The sequence below is a fragment of the Streptosporangium lutulentum genome, assembly GCF_030811455.1.
GTDB classification, from domain to species: domain Bacteria; phylum Actinomycetota; class Actinomycetes; order Streptosporangiales; family Streptosporangiaceae; genus Streptosporangium; species Streptosporangium lutulentum.
Genome location: NZ_JAUSQU010000001.1, coordinates 5,681,571 through 5,702,281 on the forward strand (window position 1 = coordinate 5,681,571; position 20,711 = coordinate 5,702,281).

A 20,711-nucleotide genomic window follows, 5' to 3' on the forward strand; every position below is an offset into this window, starting at 1 on the left:
AGCCAGGGGTCCGGTACGGCTCGCCGTACCGGACCCCTGGCTCACATGACGCCGGAGCCGAGCGGCTCTACGCCACGGTGAAACCGCTGAACAGCAGAACGGCCAGGCCGAGGGCGACGACCACGTTGACCACGGTCGCGGCGGCGAAGACTCCGACCGGGCGCCAGCCCGCCTCTCTGAGCGAGGCCACCCGGAACTCCAGTCCGATGCTGACGAAGGCCAGGATCAGGAACCAGACCCGCAGGTCGTTGACCACGCCGATGGTCGCCTTGCCCTCCTCGGCCGACACCGTGGACAGCCACCAGGTGGCGATCACGGAGGCCGCGACGAAGCCGAGCACGAACTTCGGGAAGCGCCGCCAGAACTCGCCGATCCCCGGACGCTCCGCGTCGGCGCGGCGCTCGACCCGGAAGGCGAAGTAGGCGGTCAGCGCGATGGTCACGACGCCGATGAGGGCGTTCTGGGTGACCTTCACGATGCTCGCCACCGCGAGCGCCTCATCCCCGACGATCGCGCCGGCGGCGGTCACCGCCGCGGTGGTGTCGATGTTGCCGCCGATCCACGCCCCGGCCACCTCGGGGCTGAGCCCGAGCGCGCCGGCCAGCCACGGCAGGACGAAGATGGACGGCAGGGCGAAGGCGATCACCAGGCTGGCGCTGTAGGCGAGCTGCTCGCGTTTGGCCTGCACCGCGCCCGCCGCCGCGATGGCCGCGCTCACCCCGCAGATCGACACCGCGGCCGAGAGCAGCGCGCGGAGCTTGTCGTCCAGGCCGAGCCTGCCGCCGAGCCACCAGGTGAACAGGAAGACCGTGGTGATCAGCACGATCGCCTGGACGATCGCGGGGCCGGCGGCCGTGGCGATCACCTTGAGGTTGATCGAGGCGCCCAGCAGGACCAGGCCCGTCTTGATGAAGAACTCGGTGCGGAAGCCGCCGGCGAGCCGGTCACGCAGCCCGGTCGCGGTCAGGACGGCGTTGCCGGCCAGTCCGAGGATGATCGCGTACACCGGATACTCGACGGCCGCGCCGATGTCCTCCAGCGCCGTGCCCTCGAGCAGGTCGGGCACGTTCTGATCCAGGTAGCGGGTGCCCGCGGCCAGGAGCAGCACGGCGAGGACGCCGAGCAGCGCCCACGCCCATCCGGCTCCGGAGGCGGCTTCGGGGCCGCCGGGCACATCGGCCTCGGAACGGCCGGTCGTGCCGGCCGGGGCGCCCCTGCGCTCCTCGGTGCTCATCAGGGCACCAGCCCGACGGGGATGACCCCGATGAGCACCAGCGCCAGGAGCACGAGCCCGACGACCGTGGCCGCCCAGTCCTCGTTGATCGCCGTCCGCTCGTCGTCGGTCGCCGGGGGATCCGTCTCGCTCATCTCACGACCTCATTCGTCGTCCTGCCGTACGCCCCGAGCTGTTTCATGGTAAATCGATAGGAATTAAAGGTAAATAGTCTCGGCGGACCGGATCCTCTTCGGCGGCCCGCCGGTGCCGGCGAGAGGGGAACGCCTCCCGCTTATCCACCCGGAAGGCTTTCAGGGAGTACGGCTTTCTGGGAGTAAGGTGACGAAGCATCCCGTAACGCCCCCTGGAGCATCACCTTGTTCTTCGGCATCACCGACCTGTGGACCTATGTCCTCGGCGCCTTCCTCATCATCCTGCTTCCCGGCCCGAACTCCCTCTACGTGCTCGCCACCGCCGCGCGGCACGGCGTGCGTCAGGGATATCGCGGGGCGGCCGGGGTCTTCATCGGTGACACCGTCCTGATGGTGCTCGCGGCGGCCGGGGTCGCCTCGCTTCTGAAGTCGACGCCGAACCTGTTCAACGTCGTCAAGTACGTCGGAGCGGCCTACCTGGCGTGGATCGGGTTCCAGATGCTGCGGGGGGCCTGGCGCTCCTGGCGGGCGCCCGCGACCGCGGAGACGGCCTCCGCCGTGGAGCGGACCGTGGAGGAACCGTTCCGCAAGGCCCTGGTGATCAGCTTGATGAACCCGAAGGCGATCCTGTTCTTCATCGCGTTCTTCATCCAGTTCGTGGATCCCGCCTACGACGCGCCGGCGCTGTCGTTCCTGATCCTGGGCGCGATCTGCCAGGTGTTCAGCATGCTCTACCTGTCGGCGCTGATCTTCGGCGGGACCTTCCTGGCCCGCCAGTTCCGAGCGCGCCGCAGGCTGTCGGCGGGGCTGACCACGGGAGTGGGCGTGTTGTTCATCTGCTTCGGCGTGAAGCTGGCCACCGCGACGCTTAGCTGACCTCGTCCGAGGACGGTCGCCGCGGCACCGGACCGGCCGCCGCGGCCGGCCGGTCCTGGGCGGAGACCGGTTATCGCGGCGCCTGGTTGACCTTGATCGCCACGCTGACGAGCGAGAGGAACAGCTCGGCGTCGGCCCTGCCCTCGATGGTCATGGTCACCCACCCGGCGTCCGTACCGGGGGTGACCCGATGGCAGTCGGTGAGCACCCGGGCCCACCGGTCGATCACGGGAGTGGTGAGCAGCAACTCCGCGGTGTGGTCTCCGCGCATCCTGACGATCTCCCGGCCACTGGCCCGGAAGCCCAGCCCCCTGCGGGTGCGTTTCAGTGCCAGGGCGGGCCAGCAGATGAGCTGGGCCGCCACATTCGCAACACCATCGGTCGAGCGGCCGGACGTGTGCGCGCGCACTGCCATGCGTCAATCGTCGCGGACCGGACCTATTCAGGAAAGCTCCCGTTTCTGAACCGTTACAGGAGGGACGAACCTTTTGTTAACGAGGACGATCTCGGGCTTGACCCGTGGAGGCGCCGGCGGCGTTCGCCGGTCGCCCCAGAAAACGATCTATGGCCTGGTCAGGCGAGTCGTGGTGGTATTCACCGATTCCAGCGAAGGCATGGATCCGGGTCGGGTACGGTGGGTGGCCGGCAAATACTCCGGTCCATTCCCCCCGCTTAAGCCCATACGGCAGACCCGACACGTCTAACGGCCTCATCCCGGGGTAGGGCCGAATTCTCGGCGTTTGTCATTCCACTGTTCCGTGGAGCGTTATGAGCTATCCACCCGTAGTCCTTCCTCGCCTCGCGGTCCTGGCTCGGCAAGCGGTGCCCAAGCTCCTGGAGGGCGTGGTCGCCCCCCTCGCCGTCTTCTACGCCGCGCTGGCCCTCCTGGGCGAGCACGGCGCGCTGATCACCGCGGTGAGCTGGGTGTACGCGGGGGTGGGCTGGCGACTGGTCCGGCGGATCCCCGTGCCCGGGACGATGGTCCTCGCCGCGATCGCGATCACCGTGCGGGCGCTGCTGGGCTTCTGGAGCGGGAGCATGAAGTTCTTCCTCCTCCAGCCCGAGCTCGGGACGATCTGCATCAGTATGGTCTTCCTCGCCTCGGTGCGACTGAACCGCCCTCTGGTGCAGAAACTGACCCTCGATTACATCCACCTGCCCTCGGCGGTGCTGAAGCACGAGCGGGTTCGCCGCTTCTTCGCCCGGATCACCCTGCTGTGGGCCTTCGTGCTGCTGACCAACTCCGCGGTGAGCATCTGGCTCCTGGTCCACCAGTCGGTCGGCACCTACCTGCTGGTCCGCACCGCGGCCGTGGCCGTGATCACCGGCTTGGCGGTGGCCGTCTCCGTCTACGCCTTCCGCCGCGTGCTGCACCGCCTGCACCACGAGCCGGTCCCCGCCGCCCTCACCGCCGGGCCCTCCTGACCGCCGGAACCGCGAGGAGCGGGATGCGCGACATGAACGAGATCGTGGGAAGCCACGATCTGCTGCTGGTGACCCTCGACACCCTCCGCTACGACGTGGCGGAGGAGTCGCTGGCGGCCGGGCGGCTGCCCACCCTGGCGCGGGCCCTGCCGGGCGGACGGTGGGAGCGGCGGCACAGCCCGGGAAGCTTCACCTACGCCGCGCACGCCGCGATCCTGGCGGGGTTCCTGCCGACGCCGGTCACGCCCGGACCTCACCCCCGGCTGTTCGCCGCCGCGTTCCACGGGAGCGAGACGACCGCCTCTCACACGTGGACGTTCGAGGCGCCCAACCTGCCGGAGGGGCTGGCCGAGGCCGGGTATCACACGATCTGCGTCGGAGGGGTGGGGTTCTTCAACAAACGGACCCCGCTCGGGCGCACGCTGCCGGGGATGTTCGCCGAGAGCCACTGGGAGCAGGAGTTCGGGGTCACCTCGCCGACCTCGTTCGAGGCGCAGGTCGAGTGCGCCGAGCGGGCGGTCGCGAGGGCGGACGGGCCGGTGTTCCTGTTCGTCAACGTCTCGGCCCTGCATCAGCCCAACTGGTTCCACCTGCCGGAGGGCGCCGGCGAGCGTCGCGACGGCAGGGCCGGCCACGCCGCCGCGCTGGAGTACGTGGACCGGCACCTCGGCAGGCTGTTCGCCGCCGTGAGCGCCCGGCGGCCGGGATTCGCGATCGTCTGCTCCGACCACGGCACCGCCTACGGGGAAGACGGGTACGTCGGGCATCGCCTCGGTCACGAGATCGTCTGGACCGTGCCGTACGGAGAGTTCACGATCCGCCGGGGAGAGTGGCGGTGACCGAAGCGGCGAGGCCGCTTAGGAGCGGACCCGCTCGGTCAGGGCGAAGGCGCCGGTGAGACCGGCGACGAGCCCGGTGAGCAGGGTGAACAGGCTCACCAGGTTGACCACGCCCAGGCTGCCGGGGCCGCCGGGGTTGAGGCCGTTCGGGGTCAGGACGACGAGCATCGTCCACATCGACCATCCGAACATGGCGCCCGACCCGATCCAGGCCAGCGTCACCGGCGCCCAGGGCGATCTGCCGGAGCGACGGCCGACGACGATCGTCAGGCCCGCCGCCGCCGCGATCGCCACCGCCGCGTTCACCCCGTTCCCCAGGTAGAAGGTGAAGGAACGCCCCGCGACCACATCCGCCGGCAGGCCGAGGGGAGAGCCGAGGAGCCAGCTCAGATTCAGGATCGCCAGGATCCCGGCGACCACCGCGACCCCCCGTGCCACGAAGACCTGCAGCTCCCGCGTCGGGCTCGGCGGAACGTCGCCGACCCGCGCGAACACCCGCGGCCAGCGGTGCCGGGCGTGGTGGACGAACGCGACCGTGAGCCCGAGACCCTGGCAGACGAACCCCGTGTAGACCACCAGATAGACCCATCCGGCCACCAGGTTTCCCGGGACGACCGAGTCGCCGCCGAGCACCGCGACCAGGGCGGCCGGCGGGGCCTGGATCGAGATGGGGATCAGCAGTCCCGTGGCGACCCACGTCGGCAGGAGGATCAGCCCGGCCGGGATCCGGCGGCCCCAGGGCCTGACCAGGGCCAGCGCGACCAGCAACGCCACCAGGTCCATGAGGAAGGTGAGGAGGTTGAGGGCGAAGAAGCCGCCGTCCTCGATCACGGCCGGGTTCTCGACCCCCAGGCTGCCGCCGGCCAGCCAGGTGATCTTGAGGAGGAGGTAGGGGAGCACGCCCAGGATGACAACCGCGACGGCCGCCAGCTGAAGCGTTCCCGCCCGCGTGCCGTCTTTCGCATCGGTCATGTGATCTACGCATACCACCTCCCCTGCCCCGGCCGCCGGGTTCCGCCGGACCGATTTCCCGCGCGGAGGAAACCGATCCGTGTTCCGGCTCGAAGGGAGGGCAGGGAGGTTTTCATGGTCATCGCACGACAACCGAAACGCTGGGCGGGACTTCCGGTCTTCGCTGTGGCACTCGCGCTGGTGGCGGGCGTGGGGTCGCTGGCGGCGATCGACGCCGGCGGCGAGTACCTGTCGCTGGAGCGCCCCTCCTGGGCGCCGCCGCAGTGGCTGTTCGGCCCCGCCTGGACAGTGCTCTACGTCATGATCGCGATTTCCGGCTGGCTCGCCTGGTCGGCGCGCGGCTGGACCCCCGCGCTCGGCGTCTACGCGGCCCAGCTGGTCCTCAACGCGGCGTGGACACCGCTGTTCTTCGGCGCGGGGCTGTACGGCCTGGCGGTCGCCGAGATCGTGGTGCTCTGGCTCGCGATCGTGGTCACCATCGTGATGTTCCGGCGGATCAACCGCCTGGCCGCCTGGCTTCTGGTGCCCTACCTGCTCTGGGTCACCTACGCGGCGTCACTGAACGTCGCCATCTGGCGGCTCAACTGAGTCCAGGAGTCCCGCCTCGTGGGCGAGGATCGCGATCTGGACCCGGTTGCGTGCCCCCAGCCGGGCCAGGATCGCGCTGACGTGGGCTTTCACCGTGCCCTCGACCAGGTGCAGGCGACGGGCGATCTGCCCGTTGGACAGCCCGGCCCCGACCAGCGCCAGCACGTCGCGCTCCCGGGGAGTGAGCGTGCCGACCTGCTCGCGGGCCGCCGCGGCGCGGGTCATCCGGCCGCCGTTGAGCTCGCTGATGACCCGCTGCGCCACGCGTGGTGAGAGATAGGCCGCCCCGCTCGCGACCGCGTGGATCCCGGCCAGCAACTCGCGCGGGTCTCCCGACTTGAGCAGGAACCCGCCGGCGCCCTCGCCGAGCGCGCGGGCGATGTAGTCGTCCTCGCCGAAGGTGGTCAGCATCACCACGGCGGTCTCCGGGGCGACCCTGCGCAGCTCGACGAGGGCGGCGAGCCCGTCCAGCCTGGGCATCCGGATGTCGAGCAGGACGACGTCGGGGCGGTGGCCGAGGGTCAGGTCGATCGCCTGCCGCCCGTCACCGGCCTCGGCGACCACCTCGATCTCCGGATCGGAGGCCAGGATGGCCCGCACCCCCGCCCGGATCATGGTCTCGTCGTCTGCCAGCAGCACCCGGATCATCGCACTCCGTCCTTGTGGGGGAAACGCGCGACGACCAGGAAGCCGCCGTCCCGCGGGCCCGATTCGAAGGTCCCGCCCGCGAGCCGTACCCGCTCGCGCAGTCCTATCAGGCCCAGCCCGCCTCCGCGCGAGCGTCCGGGCGCCGCCTCGGACGCCCCGCTGGTCACGGTCACGGTGACCTCCGTGGAATCCTTGCGCACCTCGACCGTCACCGGAGCGCCGGGGGCGTGTTTGGTGGCGTTGGTCAGCGCCTCCTGGACGACCCGGTGGGCCGTACGGTCCCGCAGCGACTCCTCGCCTCGCAGCTCCACCCGCATACCCGATTCCCTCGCCCGTTCGACGATCTCGGCGACGCTCTCCTCTGTCGGGGCCAGCGGCGCGGGATCGCCCTCGCGGAGCACGCCGATGACCTGGCGGAGGCGCTCGGTGGTGTCGGCGGCGGCCTCGCGAAGCTCTCCGGCGGCCCTTCGGCGAGGTCGGGCGCCACCTCCAGGGCGGCGGCGCGCAGCGCGATGAGCGCGAGGTCGTGGCCGAGGGAGTCGTGCATGTCCTGGGCGATGCGGTTGCGCTCGCGGAGCCGCGCCTGGTCGGTGACCAGGCGCCGCTCACGGACGCGTTGTTCGGTGCGCTGCCGGCGCAGCCGGCCGACCCCCCAGGGCAGTACGGCCGACAGCAGGACGCCGGACAGGACCGGGATCCAGAACTGCGAGGTCGCGGGGTCCGGCGCGGGACCGCAGGAGGTGACGAGGGTCAGGGTCGTGCCCAGACCCAGGATCGCGGTGAACGCCGTCGCCGCGGGCCGCGGGTCGGCCATCCGGCGACCGGCCCGGTAGGCGAGCACGACGATCGCGAGGGTGAAGCCGTTCAGCGGCCCCACCTTGATCTGGCCGTCGATCCCCCAGAGCTCGGTGGTGGCCAGGCCGTCGCCGACGTTCCACGCCCCTATCGCCAGGACGAGCAGCAGGGCCGCCAGCGGAGCCCTCCGGCTGACGAGCACGGCGAGGCTCAGCACGGTCGTCCCGGCGACGATCGTCCACGTCTGGATCCAGCCGGTGGCCGGCTCCCACCACGAGGGAACACCCGGGGCCACGATCACCAGCAGGCACAGCACGACCCAGAGCAGCAGGTCGTGGAGAGCCTCTCGCCGGCTCGACCGCCGGATCCACCTCATCACCCCTGGGACGTTACAAGGCCGCCCCGCGGTGCGGCTCCCCCCGTAGGTAGCGGGCCTCCCCTGACGAAAGTGGGGGGGTGGGGGCGACCTTTCGTGCGATGTGGCGTGTCTCGCCCTCTTCCTAGGGTCGATGAGACCGATCCCCCGACGACCTTGGGGAACGGCGATCCCCTGGCGAACTCGTAAGCACGACATTCCCGGCGACCTCAAGGGCATGACGGCCCCCGAGAGCCCCGGGGCCGCGGCGACCCCTGAGCGAACTCAGGGGTGCGGCGGGCGAACACCGGGGTCCTCCCGGATGTCACGAGATCGCCGGGTCGGCAGCGTGCCGTGTGGATCCCCCTTCCTGACTGGAGCATGCCCGTGACCCAGACCATCCTTGACACCCTGCACGACGTGATGAGCTCCCCCTGGATCTATCTCGCCCTCTTCGCGCTGGCGCTGCTCGACGGGTTCTTCCCCGTGGTCCCCGCCGAGACCTCCGTCATCACGGCGGGTGTGTTCGCCGCCGCCACCGGCGCGCCCAACCTCGCACTGGTGATCGCGGTGGCCGCCCTGGGCGCGTTCGCCGGTGACCACGTCTCCTACGCCATCGGGCGCACCACCAACGACCGGCTACGCAACGGCAGACGCAGTGGCAAGGCGTTCGGCTGGGCGGAGCGGGCGCTGGCCGAGCGCGGCGGACTCGTCCTGGTGGTGGCCCGCTACATCCCCGGCGGCCGGACCGCCTGCACCCTCACCATGGGCGCGGTCGCCTACCCCCGGCGCTCGTTCGCCCTCTTCGACGCCGTCGCCGCCGTGTCCTGGGCCGTCTACTCGGGGGCGATCGGTTACGTGGGCGGCGCCGCCTTCGAGAACGACCCGTTCAAGGGCCTGCTGCTCGGCCTGGGCATCGCCCTGACCGTCACCGCGATCGTCGAGGTCGTCCGTTACGCACGGCACCGCCGTGCCGCCCGGAGGCTTGAGCCGATCCCGGCCGCCTCGAACGACTGACCGCCGGGACCCGGCCGCGCGGGCCACATCGAACGACCCGTGCTCACGGCTCGGAGGCTCACGCTCGCGCCCAGATCAGCGTGTGCCACTTGCCGTCCTCCTCGGCGGCCAGGACGAGCCGGTCGTCGTCGAAGTTCAGCTCGCGAATCTGGGTGGTGCCGACGAAGGCCGGATTGAGGGCTATCTCGACGTCGTGGGCCACGTGGCCGGCTCGGAGCTCGTAGCGCCCCGCGTAGGAGAAGAAGGACGTGAACGCCTCGGCCCGCGCTTCGGCCGACGCCTGCCGGGGACTGCCCGCGGGGAGCGGGGCGCGCCCGGACCGCGCGATGGTCGCGCTCATGTGGCCGTCGGGCGTGTAGCAGAGCAGACCTACCGCGTCCGTGCCGAAGGGGTGCGAGACCCGCCCGTCCGCACGGACGATCCGCCATTCGACCAGCCGCCAGGCTCCGACCAGATCCATGCCCGCGAAACTACGATAAGCGAAGCCAGCGGGTCAACAGCCCCGACCCGAATCTCAGGGAATTTCCCCCGAAGTCAGGGAGAACCCCGATGGCTTGAGTACCCCTTGCCACGGGACGCTGCCATTAGTCCCCCGAAAGACCACATTCGGACGCCTCAGCGAGGCGCTTCGGACATCTCGCCGTGTCTTCATCTGCTTGAGAGGAGTGCGCATGACTGTGTCGGCGGTCGGCCTGGCATTGCTGGGATCGCTGTTCTTCGCATTCGGCGCCGCGCTGCAACAGTTCGAGGCGGCGAGTACGACCCATGCCGGCCTTCGTCATCTGATCAGGCGCCCCCGATGGCTCCTCGGCGGCCTCGCCATCGCGGTCGGCACCGCCCTGCACATCGTCGCGCTGAAGTACGGCCCCCTGACGGTGGTGCAGCCGATGGGCGTGGCCAGCCTCCTGTTCGCCCTGCCCTGCGCCGCCGCCCTGCAGCGCCGCAGGCCGCGGCCCGGCGAACTCGCCGCCGCGGCCGTGATCGCCATAGGGCTCATCGGCCTGGTCCTGGTCGTGCCCGAGCACACCGGCGACCCCCACCTCGGTACGGGAGGGGCGGTGGCCCTGCTCGCGGGGGCGGCCACCGCCTCTCTCGCGCTGTGGATCGCCGCCGGGCGTGCCTCGCCGGCCGTGCGCGCCGGGCTGCTCGCCATGGCGGCGGGGGTGCTCTACGGCGCGACCGCCACGCTCACCCGCGTCCTGGTCGACGGGAGCTGGGAGCCCTGGTTCCTGCTCGCCGTCCCGATGCCCGCCCTGATCGCGCTGGCCCTGCTGCAGCGCGCCTACGCCGTCGGCCACTTCGGCGTGTCCTTCGCCGCCCTCCAGGTGGCCGACCCCCTCACCGCCGTCGCCTTCGGCGCGCTCCTTCTCGGCGAGCCGCTGCCCACCGGTACGGCGAGCACGCTCACCGCGCTGGCGGCGGCGGCGCTCATCGCCGCCGGCACCGTCGCGCTGGCACGAACCTCCCCGATGACCCCCAGGCCCGACCTGACAGCACGATGAACGGAGCCTCAATGGCCCTGCCGGCCGCCGCCCCCGCACTCGCTCCCAGCTCCCCCGCCCTCCGGCCACGCCGGGTCATGATCGGGACCGACACCTACCCGCCGGACGTGAACGGCGCCTCCTACTTCACCCACCGGCTGGCCTGCGGCCTGGCGGAGCGAGGCAACGACGTCCACGTGGTCTGCGCCTCGGACGAGGGACCGGCCAGGGTCGACCACGTGGACGGGGTGACCGTGCACCGGCTGCGCTCGGCGCCGTCGCTGGTCCACCCGACCATGCGGATCTCGGTGCCGGCCCGGCTGGACCGGCTGGTCGAGAGGATCGCCCCGGACGTGGTCCACGTCCAGGGGCACTTCGTCGTCGGCCGGGCCTCGATCTCCGCCGCCCGGCGCGGGGGCGTCCCGGTGGTGGCGACCAACCACTTCATGCCGGACAACCTCTTCCAGTTCGCGCACATCCCCGAACGGCTCCGCACCCGGGCGGGCGCGATCGCCTGGCGCGACTTCAACCGGGTCTTCTCCCGCGTCGACCGGGTGACCACACCGACCCGGATCGCGGCGGGGCTGCTCATGGGCAAGAGATTCAGCCGCTCGGTGGAGCCCGTCTCGTGCGGGATCGACCTGGAGAGGTTCCAGCCGCGCGCCGAGCCCAAACTGTGGGCCCGCAAGGCCTTCGACCTGCCCGACCGGGACACCGTGCTGTTCGTCGGACGGCTGGACGAGGAGAAACGGCTGGACGAGCTCATCCGCGCCCTGCCGTACGTCCTCAACGACACCGACGCCCAGATCGCCCTGGTCGGCACCGGCGGGCAGCGGGCGGCGCTCGCGAGGCTCGCGGACCGGATCGGGGTCGGGGATCGGGTGATCTTCCTCGGGTTCGTCCCCGACGAGATGCTCCCCCAGGCCTACGCCACCGCCGACGTCTTCGCCATGCCGGGTGTCGCGGAGCTGCAGAGCATCGCCACCCTGGAGGCCATGGCCACCGGGTTGCCGGTCGTCGCCGCCGACGCGATGGCCCTGCCCCATCTGGTACGGCCCGGCGAGAACGGCCACCTGTTCGAGCCGGGTGACGTCCGGCAGCTGGCCCGTCACCTGACCGCCCTGCTCGGCTCGCCCGGCACGCGCGCCGCCATGGGCACGGCGAGCCGCGCGATCGCGATGACCCACGACCACCAGGCTTCCCTCGCCCGCTTCGAGGCGATCTATCAGGAGGTGGCTCGATGAACGAAACCCCCCTGCCGCGCTGGCCGGGAATGGCCGGGGCGGTGCTCGCCCTGGGAGCGATGGCCTACGCGCACGTGGTCGCGGCCGACGCGGTGAACCCGGCAAGCGGCCTCATCAGCGACTACGCGCTGGTCGGCACCAGTGCCTGGGCGCTGGCCGGCGGCACGATCATGCTGGCCGTGGGCTCCCTGTGGATCGCGTTCGGCCTGACCCGGGTGGACCCGGCACGCAGCGCCGCGGCACGCGTGCTGTTCGTCGCCGGCGCCCTGGGCCTCCTGATCACCGCGGGATTCCCCACCGACTCGGCGCCCGACGTCGTGTCGGTCGGCGGGGAGATCCACCGCTGGGCGGCCGCCGTGGTCTTCACCGCCCTGCCCTGCGCGGGCTGGATGCTCGGCCGCCGGTCCGGCGACCGGGCCCTGTCGGCCGTCAGCGTTTTGTCCGTGGTGTTCCTGGCGGCGTTCCTGGCGACTCACCCGGGATCTCTGACCTCCGATCTGGTGAACGGCTCCGGCTACTACGGCCTGATCGAGCGCCTGCTGGTGCTCACCGAGATCGCGCTGGTCTTCCTGGCGGCCCGCGTCGTGGACGGCCGGCACCGCGAGAACCCGGTCCCGGCCCTCGCCGCGGGTGCCCGGCGCCACGAGGGTCCGGCCCTTTCCCTCACTCACCGATCGCCGGAGGCCGGCCGTCTCGGCGCCGGTGCGGCGGTCCCGGCCCAGCCGTCCGCGGACGACGTCCGGCGTCCTCGCCAGCCGATCGGCCTCGGCTCCGCGTGACCGGCCCGGCTCCGGCGGAGGCCCCATCGAATTCACCCGACAGGCCCTAGATGAGACATATCTCGCTTACCGATTCCGATCTACCTACGCTAACGTAGGTTACGGTTCCGTAGTCTGTGAGGGAGAGTCCTTATGCGAGAGTTCAGTGAGACCGAGCTGCTGCTCGAGCTTGAACCTGTGGTCGCGGGTGAGCTGGACCGGCACCACAAGGTGGCCAAGGAATGGTTCCCCCACGAGTACGTTCCCTGGTCGGAGGGCACGAACTACGACGGTGTCTTCGACGGCAAGGCCTGGGAGGAGACCGACACGAAGCTTCCCGAGGAAGCTCGGATCTCCCTCATCGTCAACCTGCTGACCGAGGACAACCTCCCCAGCTACCACCATGAGATCGCCACCACCTTCGGCCGCGACGCGGCGTGGGGCACCTGGGTCCACCGCTGGACGGCCGAGGAGGGCCGGCACGCCGTCGCCATCCGCGACTATCTGACGGTCACCCGCGCGGTCGACCCGGTCGCGCTGGAGCGCGCCCGGATGGTGCACATGGGCGAGGGCTTCACCAACTCCTACGACGGCGTGCTCTCCTCGCTGGCCTACGTCTCCTTCCAGGAACTGGCCACCCGCATCTCCCACCGCAACACCGGCAAGGCCTCCCAGGACCCGAACTGCGAGCGACTGCTCGCCAGGATCGCCGCCGACGAGAACCTGCACATGCTCTTCTACCGCAACCTGCTCAACGCGGCCTTCCAGCTCGCCCCCGCCCAGACCATGCGGGCCGTGACCGACGTGGTCACCACCTTCCAGATGCCCGGCACCGGGATCGAGGGGTTCACCCGCAAGGCGATGACCATCGCCAACGCCGGCATCTACGACCTGCGCCTGCACATCGACGACGTCCTCATGCCCGTCCTGCGCCAGTGGGGCGTGTTCGAGATGACGGACCTCGGCCCCGACGGCGAGAAGGCCCGCGAGGAGCTCTCGGACTTCCTCGTCCGCATCGAGACCTCCGCCTCCCGCTTCGTCGAGCGCCGCGAGGCCCGCCGCGCCCGCCAGGCCGCCGGCGCCTGAACTCCTCCCGGCGGACGCCGCGTCCCGTCTTCCTCCTCGCGGACATGCGAGGCGGGACACGCCGGCCTTTCTCCCAGCCGACACGCGGAGCGGGGCGCCCTCACCCGAGGTGAGGGCGCCCCGCCCGTTTTCGTGGATGCGGCCGGCCGCCGTTCTCTCAGGGACGGACGGGCAGCACCGCCTCATAGGACCTGGCCCGGCTCTTGGACCGCGGGTCGTCGACCAGGCCGGCGCACTGCCCGGCGCCGGTGACGGTGTTGGGCACGCCGGCGTCGGAGGGCTGGGCCGTGTTCCCGCTGCAGGACAGCGAGCCGCGGATGCGCGTACCCGTCACGACGAGGGCGTCGGCGCCGGTGGTGCCGGTCAGCACGATCGCGCCGCTGATGTCCGAGCCGGCGACCGTCAGCCGGCCGGTGGTGCCGGAGACGGCGACCGCCCCGTCGACGCGCGCCTTGAGCAGGTGCACCTCGGCGGCGCGGGACGCGCTGAGTCCTCCCCTGATCGTGCCGCCGTTGACCACCAGCGACGCGCCGGAGCCCACCGTCACCGCACCGGTGACCTCGGCGTCGTTCAGGCAGGTGACACCGGAGCGGACGGAGATCGCGCCCTTCCTGGATCCGGTGATCGTGGTGGTGCAGGCCGGCGGCGGCGCGAGGGTCGTCACCGTGAAGCTCTTCGCGTCGCCGTAGTTGCCGCTGGCGTCGATGGAGCGGTACTCGACGGTGTGCCTGCCGCGAGGCAGCACGCCGTACGTGAGGCTGTCGATGGTGGTGCCGCTCTCGCTGAACTGCCACGGCAGGTCGGCGGAGGTCGGCCAGCCGAAGTAGTTGAACCAGCCGTCGCCGTCCACCCTCGACTCACGCACGACGTATCCGGGCTCGTCGTCGTGGCCGGTGAGTCTCATGGTGAAGGGGCTGTTGTAGACGTAGGTCTCGCCCGAGCTGACCAGCGGCTCGGAGAGCTCGTAGTCGGTGGTGGGCGGGTTGTCCACGGTCCAGGTGAGCGTCCGGCCGCCGGAGGTGGCGGTGAGGGTGTGCGCTCCCGGCGTGAGGCCGAGGGCGCCGAGGTCCACGTCCTCGTCGCTCTCGTCGAGCCGCTTGCCGTCCAGTGCCCAGATGACGGCGGGGACGGCGTCGTCGGAGTGGGGGGTCTCGACGTAGACGACCTCGTCGCGTCCCACGCCGCGGTTCGTCGGCGTGGAGGAGAGGATGCCGGAGCCGGCCGCCCCGGGAACGGTGGTCACACTCGTGTCCACCGTCCACGTGCGGGTGGCGGTCAGGTTGCCGGCGCGGATGTCCGGGGCGCGGACGAAGTCCGTCGGGTCGACCACGGTCGCGGTCACCGTGTGCCTGCCCGGTGACAGGTTCAGCGTGCGCAGGTCGATCTCGGTGCCCTGGCCGGGCAGCGCGGTGCCGTCCACCTGCCACGTGGTCGTCAGGGAGTGGCTGTTGGGGTGCAGCGGCTCGACCCAGAGCACCCGGTCGGCGCCGACCGGCGACGTGGTGGGCGTGCTGCTCTGGATGAGGCTGACCTTGGCGGAGATCTTCTGAATCATGATCTCTCGGCTGACCTGGTCGTAGTAGTAGCCCAGCGTCTTCATGATCGAGTGCTGGCTGGGCCGCCAGACGCCACTGCTCGTGTACAGGCCGCCCTCGAACCGGCCGATGGTGCCGCCGGCCTCGCTCGGCTCGCCAAGCCAGCGCCACCACTTCTTCTGCTGGTCCTTCATCTGCTGTTCGGTCAGCAGCGTGTGGTGCACCGAGCCGGGCTCGCCGCCGGTGTAGGCGCCGCCGTCCACGCCGCGGCTGTAGTAGGGGTACTCGTCCTGCAGGTTGCCCAGGGAGTGGCCGATCTCGTGCGGGGCGATCAGGGCCGACATCGAGTTGTGGCCGGAGGCGGTGGCGTAGGCGCCGCCCGCCCCGCCGTACGTGCCGCTGTTGGCCAGCGCCACGATCTGCCGGTTCGAGCTGGAGGTGCCCGGCACCATGTTGGCGTACCTGTTGGCGGCCGAGTTGCTCATGGTGATCAGCCGCTGCACGCTGGTGGGGTTGCAGCCGCCCCAGAAGCCCATGCTCAGGGGGGTGTTCTTCCTCCCCGCCTCCAGGCCGGGATCGCAGCCGACCCCCGACTCACCGGAGACGATGTCCACCCGGTAGACGTTGAAGTAGTTCCGGTAGGACTTGTACGGCTCGATCGACCAGAGCACGTTGAGCTGCAGGGTGGTGTCGGCGGCGAACGCGGACTGCTCGTTCTCGGTGTAGCCGTCGCCCATGATGATCAGATTGAACCGGCCGGCCGGGTCGCCGGTGACCTGGAGCGGCACCACGGTGGCGCTGCCGGGCTCGGCGCCGGCACCGGCCTGGGCCGGGGGCGCGGTGAGGAGGACGGCTGCCAGGGAGGCGGCTGCCAAGGCCGCGAGGGGCCTGGTCATGCGCATGAGGGGAAACCTCCGGAAAACATGTCGAGGGAGTGCCTGCACTATCGGGGCTTCACTCGCCGAACGCACATCCCAGATGGGCATAACTCCGGATTTATGGGCTTATGGGGGATGAGCTGGAGGCCCCTGCCGACGGCGGCCCGGCTTGATGGATCGAGCCGCCTCTGGTCGCCCCGATGCGATCGCCACCATGCGCTAACCACGAAATATCCGCTGATTCCGCAGGGTTATAGTTCCCGGGTTATAGGGGGGAAAGGAGGGGCTGCGGTGCAGCTTGAGCTTCGCCATCTGCGTGTGGTCTGCACCATCGCCGACGCCGGGACGCTCAGCAGGGCAGCCACCACCATCGGCGTGTCGCAGCCCGCGCTCACCGCCCAGCTGCAGCGGGTCGAGGGCGCGCTCGGCGGGCAGCTCTTCCGGCGCAGCCGCCTCGGCGTCACCCCGACCCCCTTCGGCCAGTTCGTGCTGACCCGGGCGAGGTCGATCCTGCTCACCGTGGACGAGCTGGTCACCGGTACCGGCGCCGACGAGGGCCGGCCGGACGTCGCGCGCATCGGCGGATACGTGACGCCCATGCTGTCCGGCCTGCTCAGCAGGCTGTTCAAGGTCCTCGACGTGCCGATCACCGTGCACACCGAGTACTCCCCCCGGCTCCTCCTCGACCTGCTGGCCTCCCGCCGGCTGGACGCGGCGACCCTCGTCGACTACCCGGGGAACGAACTGCCCGTCGTCCCCTCGATCGGCATGCACCTGGTGGCCACCGAGCCGGTCTTCGTTCTCATGAGCAGCTCGCACCCGCTCGCGGGACAGGAGGAGGTACGGCTGGCCGATCTCGCGGACGACGACTGGGTGATCTCGCCACCGGACGGCGTCGGCTGGCCGGAGTGCGTCTACTCCGCCTGCCGGGACGCGGGCTTCTCGCCCCGGGTCCCGCACAGCATGACCGAGCAGGCGATCATCCGGCAGATGGTCGCCGGCGGCCACGCGGTCGCCCCCTGCCAGGCCACGGTGCAGGACGGACCGGGAGTCGTCGTGCGTCCTCTGGCCGGGACTCCGCTGTGGCTACGGCACCTGGTGGCCTGGCGCAGCAACGGCCCGCTCGCCGAGCGCGCCAGGGAACTGGCCGAGTTCGCCGCGGAGGCGTACCGGGAGGCCATCGGCGAACGGCCGCACTACGCGGCGTGGCTCGCCCGCAACGGCGGCGTTCTGACGTCCCCCTCCTGACGTCCTCCCCTGTTTGCGCACCACCGGACCCCGGCGGTGCGCGGCCCGTCGGCCCATCGGCCCGGACGGCCTCGGAGCCTCCCTTCACGGAGAAACGCGATGCCTCCCGCCGGGGCCGTCACGAGTGACCGGTCGCCCTCTCCGGGAGGCCGAGATCATCCGGGGCCGAGTCCCATGAGGAGCCGGCGCGGACGACCGAGCGCAGAGCCGGCCAGGCCAGGATCGCGAGGACGGCGGCGATGGCGGCCACGGCCACCATCGCCCCGGAGAGACCGGTCGCCTCGGCCCAGTACCCGACGTAGACCGGACCGGCGAGGAACCCCAGATACGCCACCGTGGTCACGATGGACGTCGCCCGTCCCCTGACCGTGTCCTCGACGTGTGCGGCGACGAGGCTGATCAGCGTGGGAAAGAGCACCGCCGTACCGGCCGCGGCCAGGGCGAGCCCGAGCAGGGCCACCGGCACGGTGCCGGCCGTGGCCAGTACCAGGGTCCCGGCACCGGCGGTCGTGGAGCCGATGACGAGCAACGGCGTGGCCCGGCGGGATCCCATCGAGCCGGCGGCGAAGCGGGTGAGGGCGACGACGGCGGCGAAGACCGCCGGACCGGCCGAGGCGAGTGCCGGACCCGCGTCGAGCATGTCGGCGAGGTAGACGGCCCCCCAGCTCTGGTGGGCGTTCTCCAGGCCGAAGGCCAGCGCGCCCAGCCCGCCGATCACCAGCAGGGGCAGCGGGCGCACGCCTGATCCTCGTGGAACGGACTGACGGGTCTCGCCGGCGTCCGAGGTCGCCGGGACCGCCCGCCCACCCGCGTCCGGGACCGCCCGCTCGTCCGGGTCCCGGACCGCCGGCCCGCCCGCGTCCGAGATTGCCCGCCCGCCCGCGTTGGAGACCGCCGAGACGGCCCGCCCGTCGGCCATGACGGCGACGGCCGTTCCCGCCAGGAAGACCGCCGCCAGGAAGAACGGCGTGACGACCGGCGCCCCGAGACCGGCCAGCAGCCCGGTGGAGAGGCTGGCGAGCACCACCCCGACGGAGAAGGCGCCGTGCGCGCGGATGACGACGGGTCTTCCCGCCGCCCGTTCCGCCGAGCCCGCCGCCGCGTTGAGGGCGACGTCCGCCGCGCCGGAGGACGCGCCGAGCACCGCCAGGCCCGCCGACAGGCTCCAGAAGTCTCGCGCCGTGACCGCCACCGCCACCCCCACCGCGCCGAGCACCACAAGCAGGACGGCCAGCACCCGAGGCCCCCAGCGGTCCACCATCCTTCCGGTGGCGAGCATCGCGGGCAGGGCCCCGGCGCCCACGAACAGCAGCGCCGTCCCCAGCCGACCGTCGCTGATCTCCGCCTGGGCCCGGACCGCGGGCACCGAAGCACCCCAGACGCCCCAGAAAACACCGAAGGCGGCAAAGCTCACGCAGGCGGTTCGTACGTGGACGACACCCGTCGAAGTCGGCATGTGTGTAACGATACACAAAGATCATATGAGCGAATAGATATCCTCTGGCCATGAGCGAGACGGCAGCGCGGCGGCGGGCGACCATGGCGGAGGTCGCCCGCGCGGCCGGGGTGTCGGTGATGACCGTCTCCTACACCTACGGTCAGCCCGAGCGGGTCTCCGCCGACACCAGGGTCCGGGTCCGCGACGCCGCCGAACGCCTCGGCTACCCGGGCCCGCACCCCGGAGCGCGCTCACTGCGCCGTGGCCGTACCGGCGCCCTGGGCGTCGTCCTCGGCGAACACCTCACCTATGCCTTCGACGACCCCCAGGCGACCCGCTTCCTGTCCGGCGTCGCACAGGTCTGCGCCGACCACGGCATGGCGCTGACCCTCGTCCCGGTCACCGGAGGCCCCGCCGACGTCGACCGGGTCACCGAGGCCGCCGTGGACGGCTTCGTCGTCTGGACCACCGCCGACGACGACCCCGTCATCGACGCCATCGCCGCCACCGGCCTGCCCGCCGTGATCCACGGCGGGCCTCGCCGTGACGGCCTGTCCTTCGTGGCCGTGGACGACCGGGCCGCCGCCAGAACCGTGGGCCACGAGGTGTTCGCGGGCGCGCGACGGCCGGCGGTGCTCAGCTTTCCGCTCGACCGCGACAGGATCTCCACCGTGGCCTTCGGCGCCGGCGCCGCCTCCGAGCCCGACCTGGACGCCCCCGCCGTGGCCGGCGTCGACGCCGCGGCCACCGGCTCCCCTTCCGGAATCGACCCCGACGCCTCGACCTTCCGCGTCACCCGCCAGCGCCTGCGCGGCTTCCGCGACGCCTGGTCCGAGACCGGCGGCGAGTGGTCGCGGGTCCGTGTGGCCGTCTGCTCGACCAACAGCGCCCGCGAGGCCGAGGCGCTCGCCACCGAGTTGCTCACCGGCCCGGACTCCTGCGACGCCATCGCCGCGATGAGCGACGAACTGGCCCTGGGCACCCTCCGCGCCGCCGCCCGCCTGGGCCTCGCCGTTCCCGGTGACGTCACCGTCAGCGGCTGGGACGACACCGACGCCGCCTCCCCCGCCGAGCTCACCACCGTCGCCCAGTCCCTGCGCGACCAGGGCGCCCGCTGCGCTCGCACCGCCCTCGGGCATCCCGCCCCCACCGGCCGGGACGCCGAGATCGCCTGGCACCTGATCAGCCGCGCCTCCACCCACCGCCGCTAGAGGACGCCCGGCGGTCCGGCGTCGCCCAGCCCGGACGGCGCTGTCACACCACCGACCAGCGGTGGACAGGCGTCGGCCTGGAGTTCGGCGAGGAACTCGTTGACGGCCTTGGCGAAGCCGCTGGGGTCGTTGGCGTATACGAAGTGGTCGGTGTTCAGTTCGACCATGCGGGTGTCGGGGCGGCGGTCGACCATGGCCTGGGCCTGGTCGGCGGGGACGACGCCCTGGGTGGGGTGGATCAGGAGGGCGGGGCAGGTGCCGGCCAGCCAGTCGGCCCAGTGGTCGCCGTGGACGAGGTCCTCCGAGTCGACGATGTCCTGGGGGTGGAAGGGCAGGCTCCAGGTGCCGTCGGGGCGTTCGCGGGGGAGCTCGCCGAAGAAGGAGGCCATCGGGCCCATGCCGTCGATCAGCGCCTGGCGAGTGGGGGCCTCGTAGGGCAGGCCCAGGACGAAGGCCAGCGGGTTGTGGCCGTCGAGGCCCAGGGAGACCGCGCCGTCGGCGTTGATGAAAGCGCTGACCCGCTCGGGGTGACGGGCGGCGAGCTGGTAGGCGTTGATGCCGCCGAGCGAATGGCCGAGAACGACGACCCGGTCGAGGCCCAGGTGGTCCAGGAGGGCTGCGACGTCGGCGATGTACCCGGCCCGGGAGTAGTCGGCGGCGCGGTCGGAGTGGCCGTGTCCTCGCTGGTCGAGGGCGATGAGACGCCACTCAGGGGACAGTTCGGCGGCCAGGCCGGCGAAGCTCGCCGCCTCCGACATGTGGCCGTGGAGGGCAAGCAGGGGGCGGCCGGTGCCGCCGAAGTCGAGGTAGGAAAGCCGGCGGCCGTCGATGACGAGTTCGGCCCGGGTGGCGGTCATCTTCTTCTCCGTTCTTGGGGTGGGATGACCATAGTCAAAATTTGGGCATTTGCGCAATGCATATGCATAAGGCGAGCGCATAAGGCTTTTGC

General features: G+C 71.4%; 22 protein-coding genes. 11 read left to right on the forward strand and 11 right to left on the reverse strand.

Annotation, left to right across the window (positions count from 1 at the left end; translation table 11 throughout):
• Positions 1 to 67: 67 nt before the first annotated feature.
• Positions 68 to 1,234 carry a YeiH family protein gene (locus J2853_RS25210; RefSeq protein ID WP_307562009.1) on the reverse strand — a complete coding sequence of 389 codons (1,167 nt, stop codon included), beginning with the start codon at positions 1,232 to 1,234 and terminating at the stop codon, positions 68 to 70.
• Complete coding sequence (locus J2853_RS25215; RefSeq protein WP_307562010.1) at positions 1,234 to 1,368, reverse strand: hypothetical protein; 135 nt, start codon at positions 1,366 to 1,368, stop codon at positions 1,234 to 1,236. The genes J2853_RS25210 and J2853_RS25215 overlap by 1 nt, the downstream gene beginning before the upstream one ends.
• A 225-nt stretch (positions 1,369 to 1,593) precedes the next feature.
• On the opposite strand from J2853_RS25215, the gene leuE reads away from it, so the two are divergent.
• Positions 1,594 to 2,244: a leucine efflux protein LeuE gene (leuE, locus tag J2853_RS25220; protein WP_307562012.1), complete on the forward strand. Its 651-nt coding sequence runs from the start codon at positions 1,594 to 1,596 to the stop codon at positions 2,242 to 2,244.
• 70 nt (positions 2,245 to 2,314) lie between these two features.
• Here the strand turns inward: leuE and J2853_RS25225 are convergent, their stop codons facing one another.
• Positions 2,315 to 2,659: a luciferase domain-containing protein gene (locus J2853_RS25225; protein ID WP_307562014.1), complete on the reverse strand. Its 345-nt coding sequence runs from the start codon at positions 2,657 to 2,659 to the stop codon at positions 2,315 to 2,317.
• A gap of 353 nt (positions 2,660 to 3,012) precedes the next feature.
• On the opposite strand from J2853_RS25225, the gene J2853_RS25230 reads away from it, so the two are divergent.
• Complete coding sequence (locus J2853_RS25230; RefSeq protein WP_307562016.1) at positions 3,013 to 3,669, forward strand: VC0807 family protein; 657 nt, start codon at positions 3,013 to 3,015, stop codon at positions 3,667 to 3,669.
• 23 nt (positions 3,670 to 3,692) lie between these two features.
• A complete protein-coding gene (locus J2853_RS25235) occupies positions 3,693 to 4,508 on the forward strand; it encodes an STM4013/SEN3800 family hydrolase (RefSeq protein WP_370879329.1) in 816 nt (271 codons plus the stop codon).
• 18 nt (positions 4,509 to 4,526) lie between these two features.
• Here the strand turns inward: J2853_RS25235 and J2853_RS25240 are convergent, their stop codons facing one another.
• The gene (locus tag J2853_RS25240) at positions 4,527 to 5,480 is read right to left on the reverse strand and encodes a hypothetical protein (protein ID WP_307562018.1); all 954 of its coding nucleotides are present in this window, start codon (positions 5,478 to 5,480) and stop codon (positions 4,527 to 4,529) included.
• Positions 5,481 to 5,594: 114 nt separating this feature from the next.
• On the opposite strand from J2853_RS25240, the gene J2853_RS25245 reads away from it, so the two are divergent.
• Positions 5,595 to 6,068 (forward strand): TspO/MBR family protein, encoded by a 474-nt coding sequence (locus J2853_RS25245; protein WP_307562020.1) that lies wholly within the window; start codon positions 5,595 to 5,597, stop codon positions 6,066 to 6,068.
• Here the strand turns inward: J2853_RS25245 and J2853_RS25250 are convergent.
• Genes J2853_RS25250 through J2853_RS25260 form a run of 3 tightly spaced genes read right to left on the reverse strand, consistent with a single transcriptional unit; the run spans position 6,036 to position 7,887 of the window.
• Positions 6,036 to 6,716 (reverse strand): response regulator, encoded by a 681-nt coding sequence (locus J2853_RS25250; RefSeq protein WP_307562022.1) that lies wholly within the window; start codon positions 6,714 to 6,716, stop codon positions 6,036 to 6,038. The genes J2853_RS25245 and J2853_RS25250 overlap by 33 nt on opposite strands.
• The gene (locus J2853_RS25255; RefSeq protein WP_307562024.1) at positions 6,713 to 7,033 is read right to left on the reverse strand and encodes an ATP-binding protein; all 321 of its coding nucleotides are present in this window, start codon (positions 7,031 to 7,033) and stop codon (positions 6,713 to 6,715) included. The genes J2853_RS25250 and J2853_RS25255 overlap by 4 nt, the downstream gene beginning before the upstream one ends.
• Positions 6,961 to 7,887, reverse strand: coding sequence for a histidine kinase (locus tag J2853_RS25260; protein ID WP_307568807.1), 927 nt, complete (start codon positions 7,885 to 7,887; stop codon positions 6,961 to 6,963). Before J2853_RS25260 ends, J2853_RS25255 begins: the two co-directional genes overlap by 73 nt.
• 360 nt (positions 7,888 to 8,247) lie before the next feature.
• On the opposite strand from J2853_RS25260, the gene J2853_RS25265 reads away from it, so the two are divergent.
• Entirely contained in the window at positions 8,248 to 8,883 is a 636-nt protein-coding gene (locus tag J2853_RS25265) for a DedA family protein (protein ID WP_370879331.1), read from the forward strand.
• 58 nt (positions 8,884 to 8,941) lie between these two features.
• On the opposite strand, the gene J2853_RS25270 is transcribed toward J2853_RS25265, so the two are convergent.
• Positions 8,942 to 9,343: a lipocalin-like domain-containing protein gene (locus J2853_RS25270; RefSeq protein ID WP_307562027.1), complete on the reverse strand. Its 402-nt coding sequence runs from the start codon at positions 9,341 to 9,343 to the stop codon at positions 8,942 to 8,944.
• A 211-nt stretch (positions 9,344 to 9,554) separates the two neighbouring features.
• Between J2853_RS25270 and J2853_RS25275 the strand changes: the two genes are divergently transcribed.
• The 4 genes from J2853_RS25275 to J2853_RS25290 all read left to right on the forward strand — a co-directional run bounded on the left by J2853_RS25275 (position 9,555) and on the right by J2853_RS25290 (position 13,452).
• Positions 9,555 to 10,385 (forward strand): DMT family transporter, encoded by an 831-nt coding sequence (locus J2853_RS25275; RefSeq protein ID WP_307562029.1) that lies wholly within the window; start codon positions 9,555 to 9,557, stop codon positions 10,383 to 10,385.
• 11 nt (positions 10,386 to 10,396) lie between these two features.
• Entirely contained in the window at positions 10,397 to 11,608 is a 1,212-nt protein-coding gene (locus tag J2853_RS25280; protein ID WP_307562031.1) for a glycosyltransferase, read from the forward strand.
• Positions 11,605 to 12,387: a DUF998 domain-containing protein gene (locus J2853_RS25285; protein ID WP_307562032.1), complete on the forward strand. Its 783-nt coding sequence runs from the start codon at positions 11,605 to 11,607 to the stop codon at positions 12,385 to 12,387. Before J2853_RS25280 ends, J2853_RS25285 begins: the two co-directional genes overlap by 4 nt.
• Positions 12,388 to 12,519: 132 nt before the next feature.
• Positions 12,520 to 13,452, forward strand: a complete 933-nt coding sequence (locus J2853_RS25290; RefSeq protein WP_307562035.1) for an acyl-ACP desaturase — start codon at positions 12,520 to 12,522, stop codon at positions 13,450 to 13,452.
• Positions 13,453 to 13,609: 157 nt separating this feature from the next.
• Here J2853_RS25290 and J2853_RS25295 read toward each other — a convergent pair whose 3' ends face one another.
• Positions 13,610 to 15,883, reverse strand: a complete 2,274-nt coding sequence (locus tag J2853_RS25295; protein ID WP_307562038.1) for a M64 family metallopeptidase — start codon at positions 15,881 to 15,883, stop codon at positions 13,610 to 13,612.
• 273 nt (positions 15,884 to 16,156) lie between these two features.
• Here J2853_RS25295 and J2853_RS25300 point away from each other — a divergent pair, with 273 nt between their 5' ends.
• Positions 16,157 to 17,113, forward strand: a complete 957-nt coding sequence (locus J2853_RS25300) for a LysR family transcriptional regulator (protein ID WP_307562040.1) — start codon at positions 16,157 to 16,159, stop codon at positions 17,111 to 17,113.
• A 118-nt stretch (positions 17,114 to 17,231) separates the two neighbouring features.
• Here the strand turns inward: J2853_RS25300 and J2853_RS25305 are convergent, their stop codons facing one another.
• A complete protein-coding gene (locus J2853_RS25305) occupies positions 17,232 to 18,569 on the reverse strand; it encodes an MFS transporter (RefSeq protein ID WP_307562042.1) in 1,338 nt (445 codons plus the stop codon).
• A 50-nt stretch (positions 18,570 to 18,619) separates the two neighbouring features.
• Between J2853_RS25305 and J2853_RS25310 the strand changes: the two genes are divergently transcribed.
• A complete protein-coding gene (locus tag J2853_RS25310; RefSeq protein WP_307562044.1) occupies positions 18,620 to 19,762 on the forward strand; it encodes a LacI family DNA-binding transcriptional regulator in 1,143 nt (380 codons plus the stop codon).
• On the opposite strand, the gene J2853_RS25315 is transcribed toward J2853_RS25310, so the two are convergent.
• The gene (locus J2853_RS25315) at positions 19,759 to 20,619 is read right to left on the reverse strand and encodes an alpha/beta fold hydrolase (protein WP_307562046.1); all 861 of its coding nucleotides are present in this window, start codon (positions 20,617 to 20,619) and stop codon (positions 19,759 to 19,761) included. The two genes, J2853_RS25310 and J2853_RS25315, sit on opposite strands and share 4 nt — an antisense overlap.
• Positions 20,620 to 20,711 lie beyond the last annotated feature (92 nt).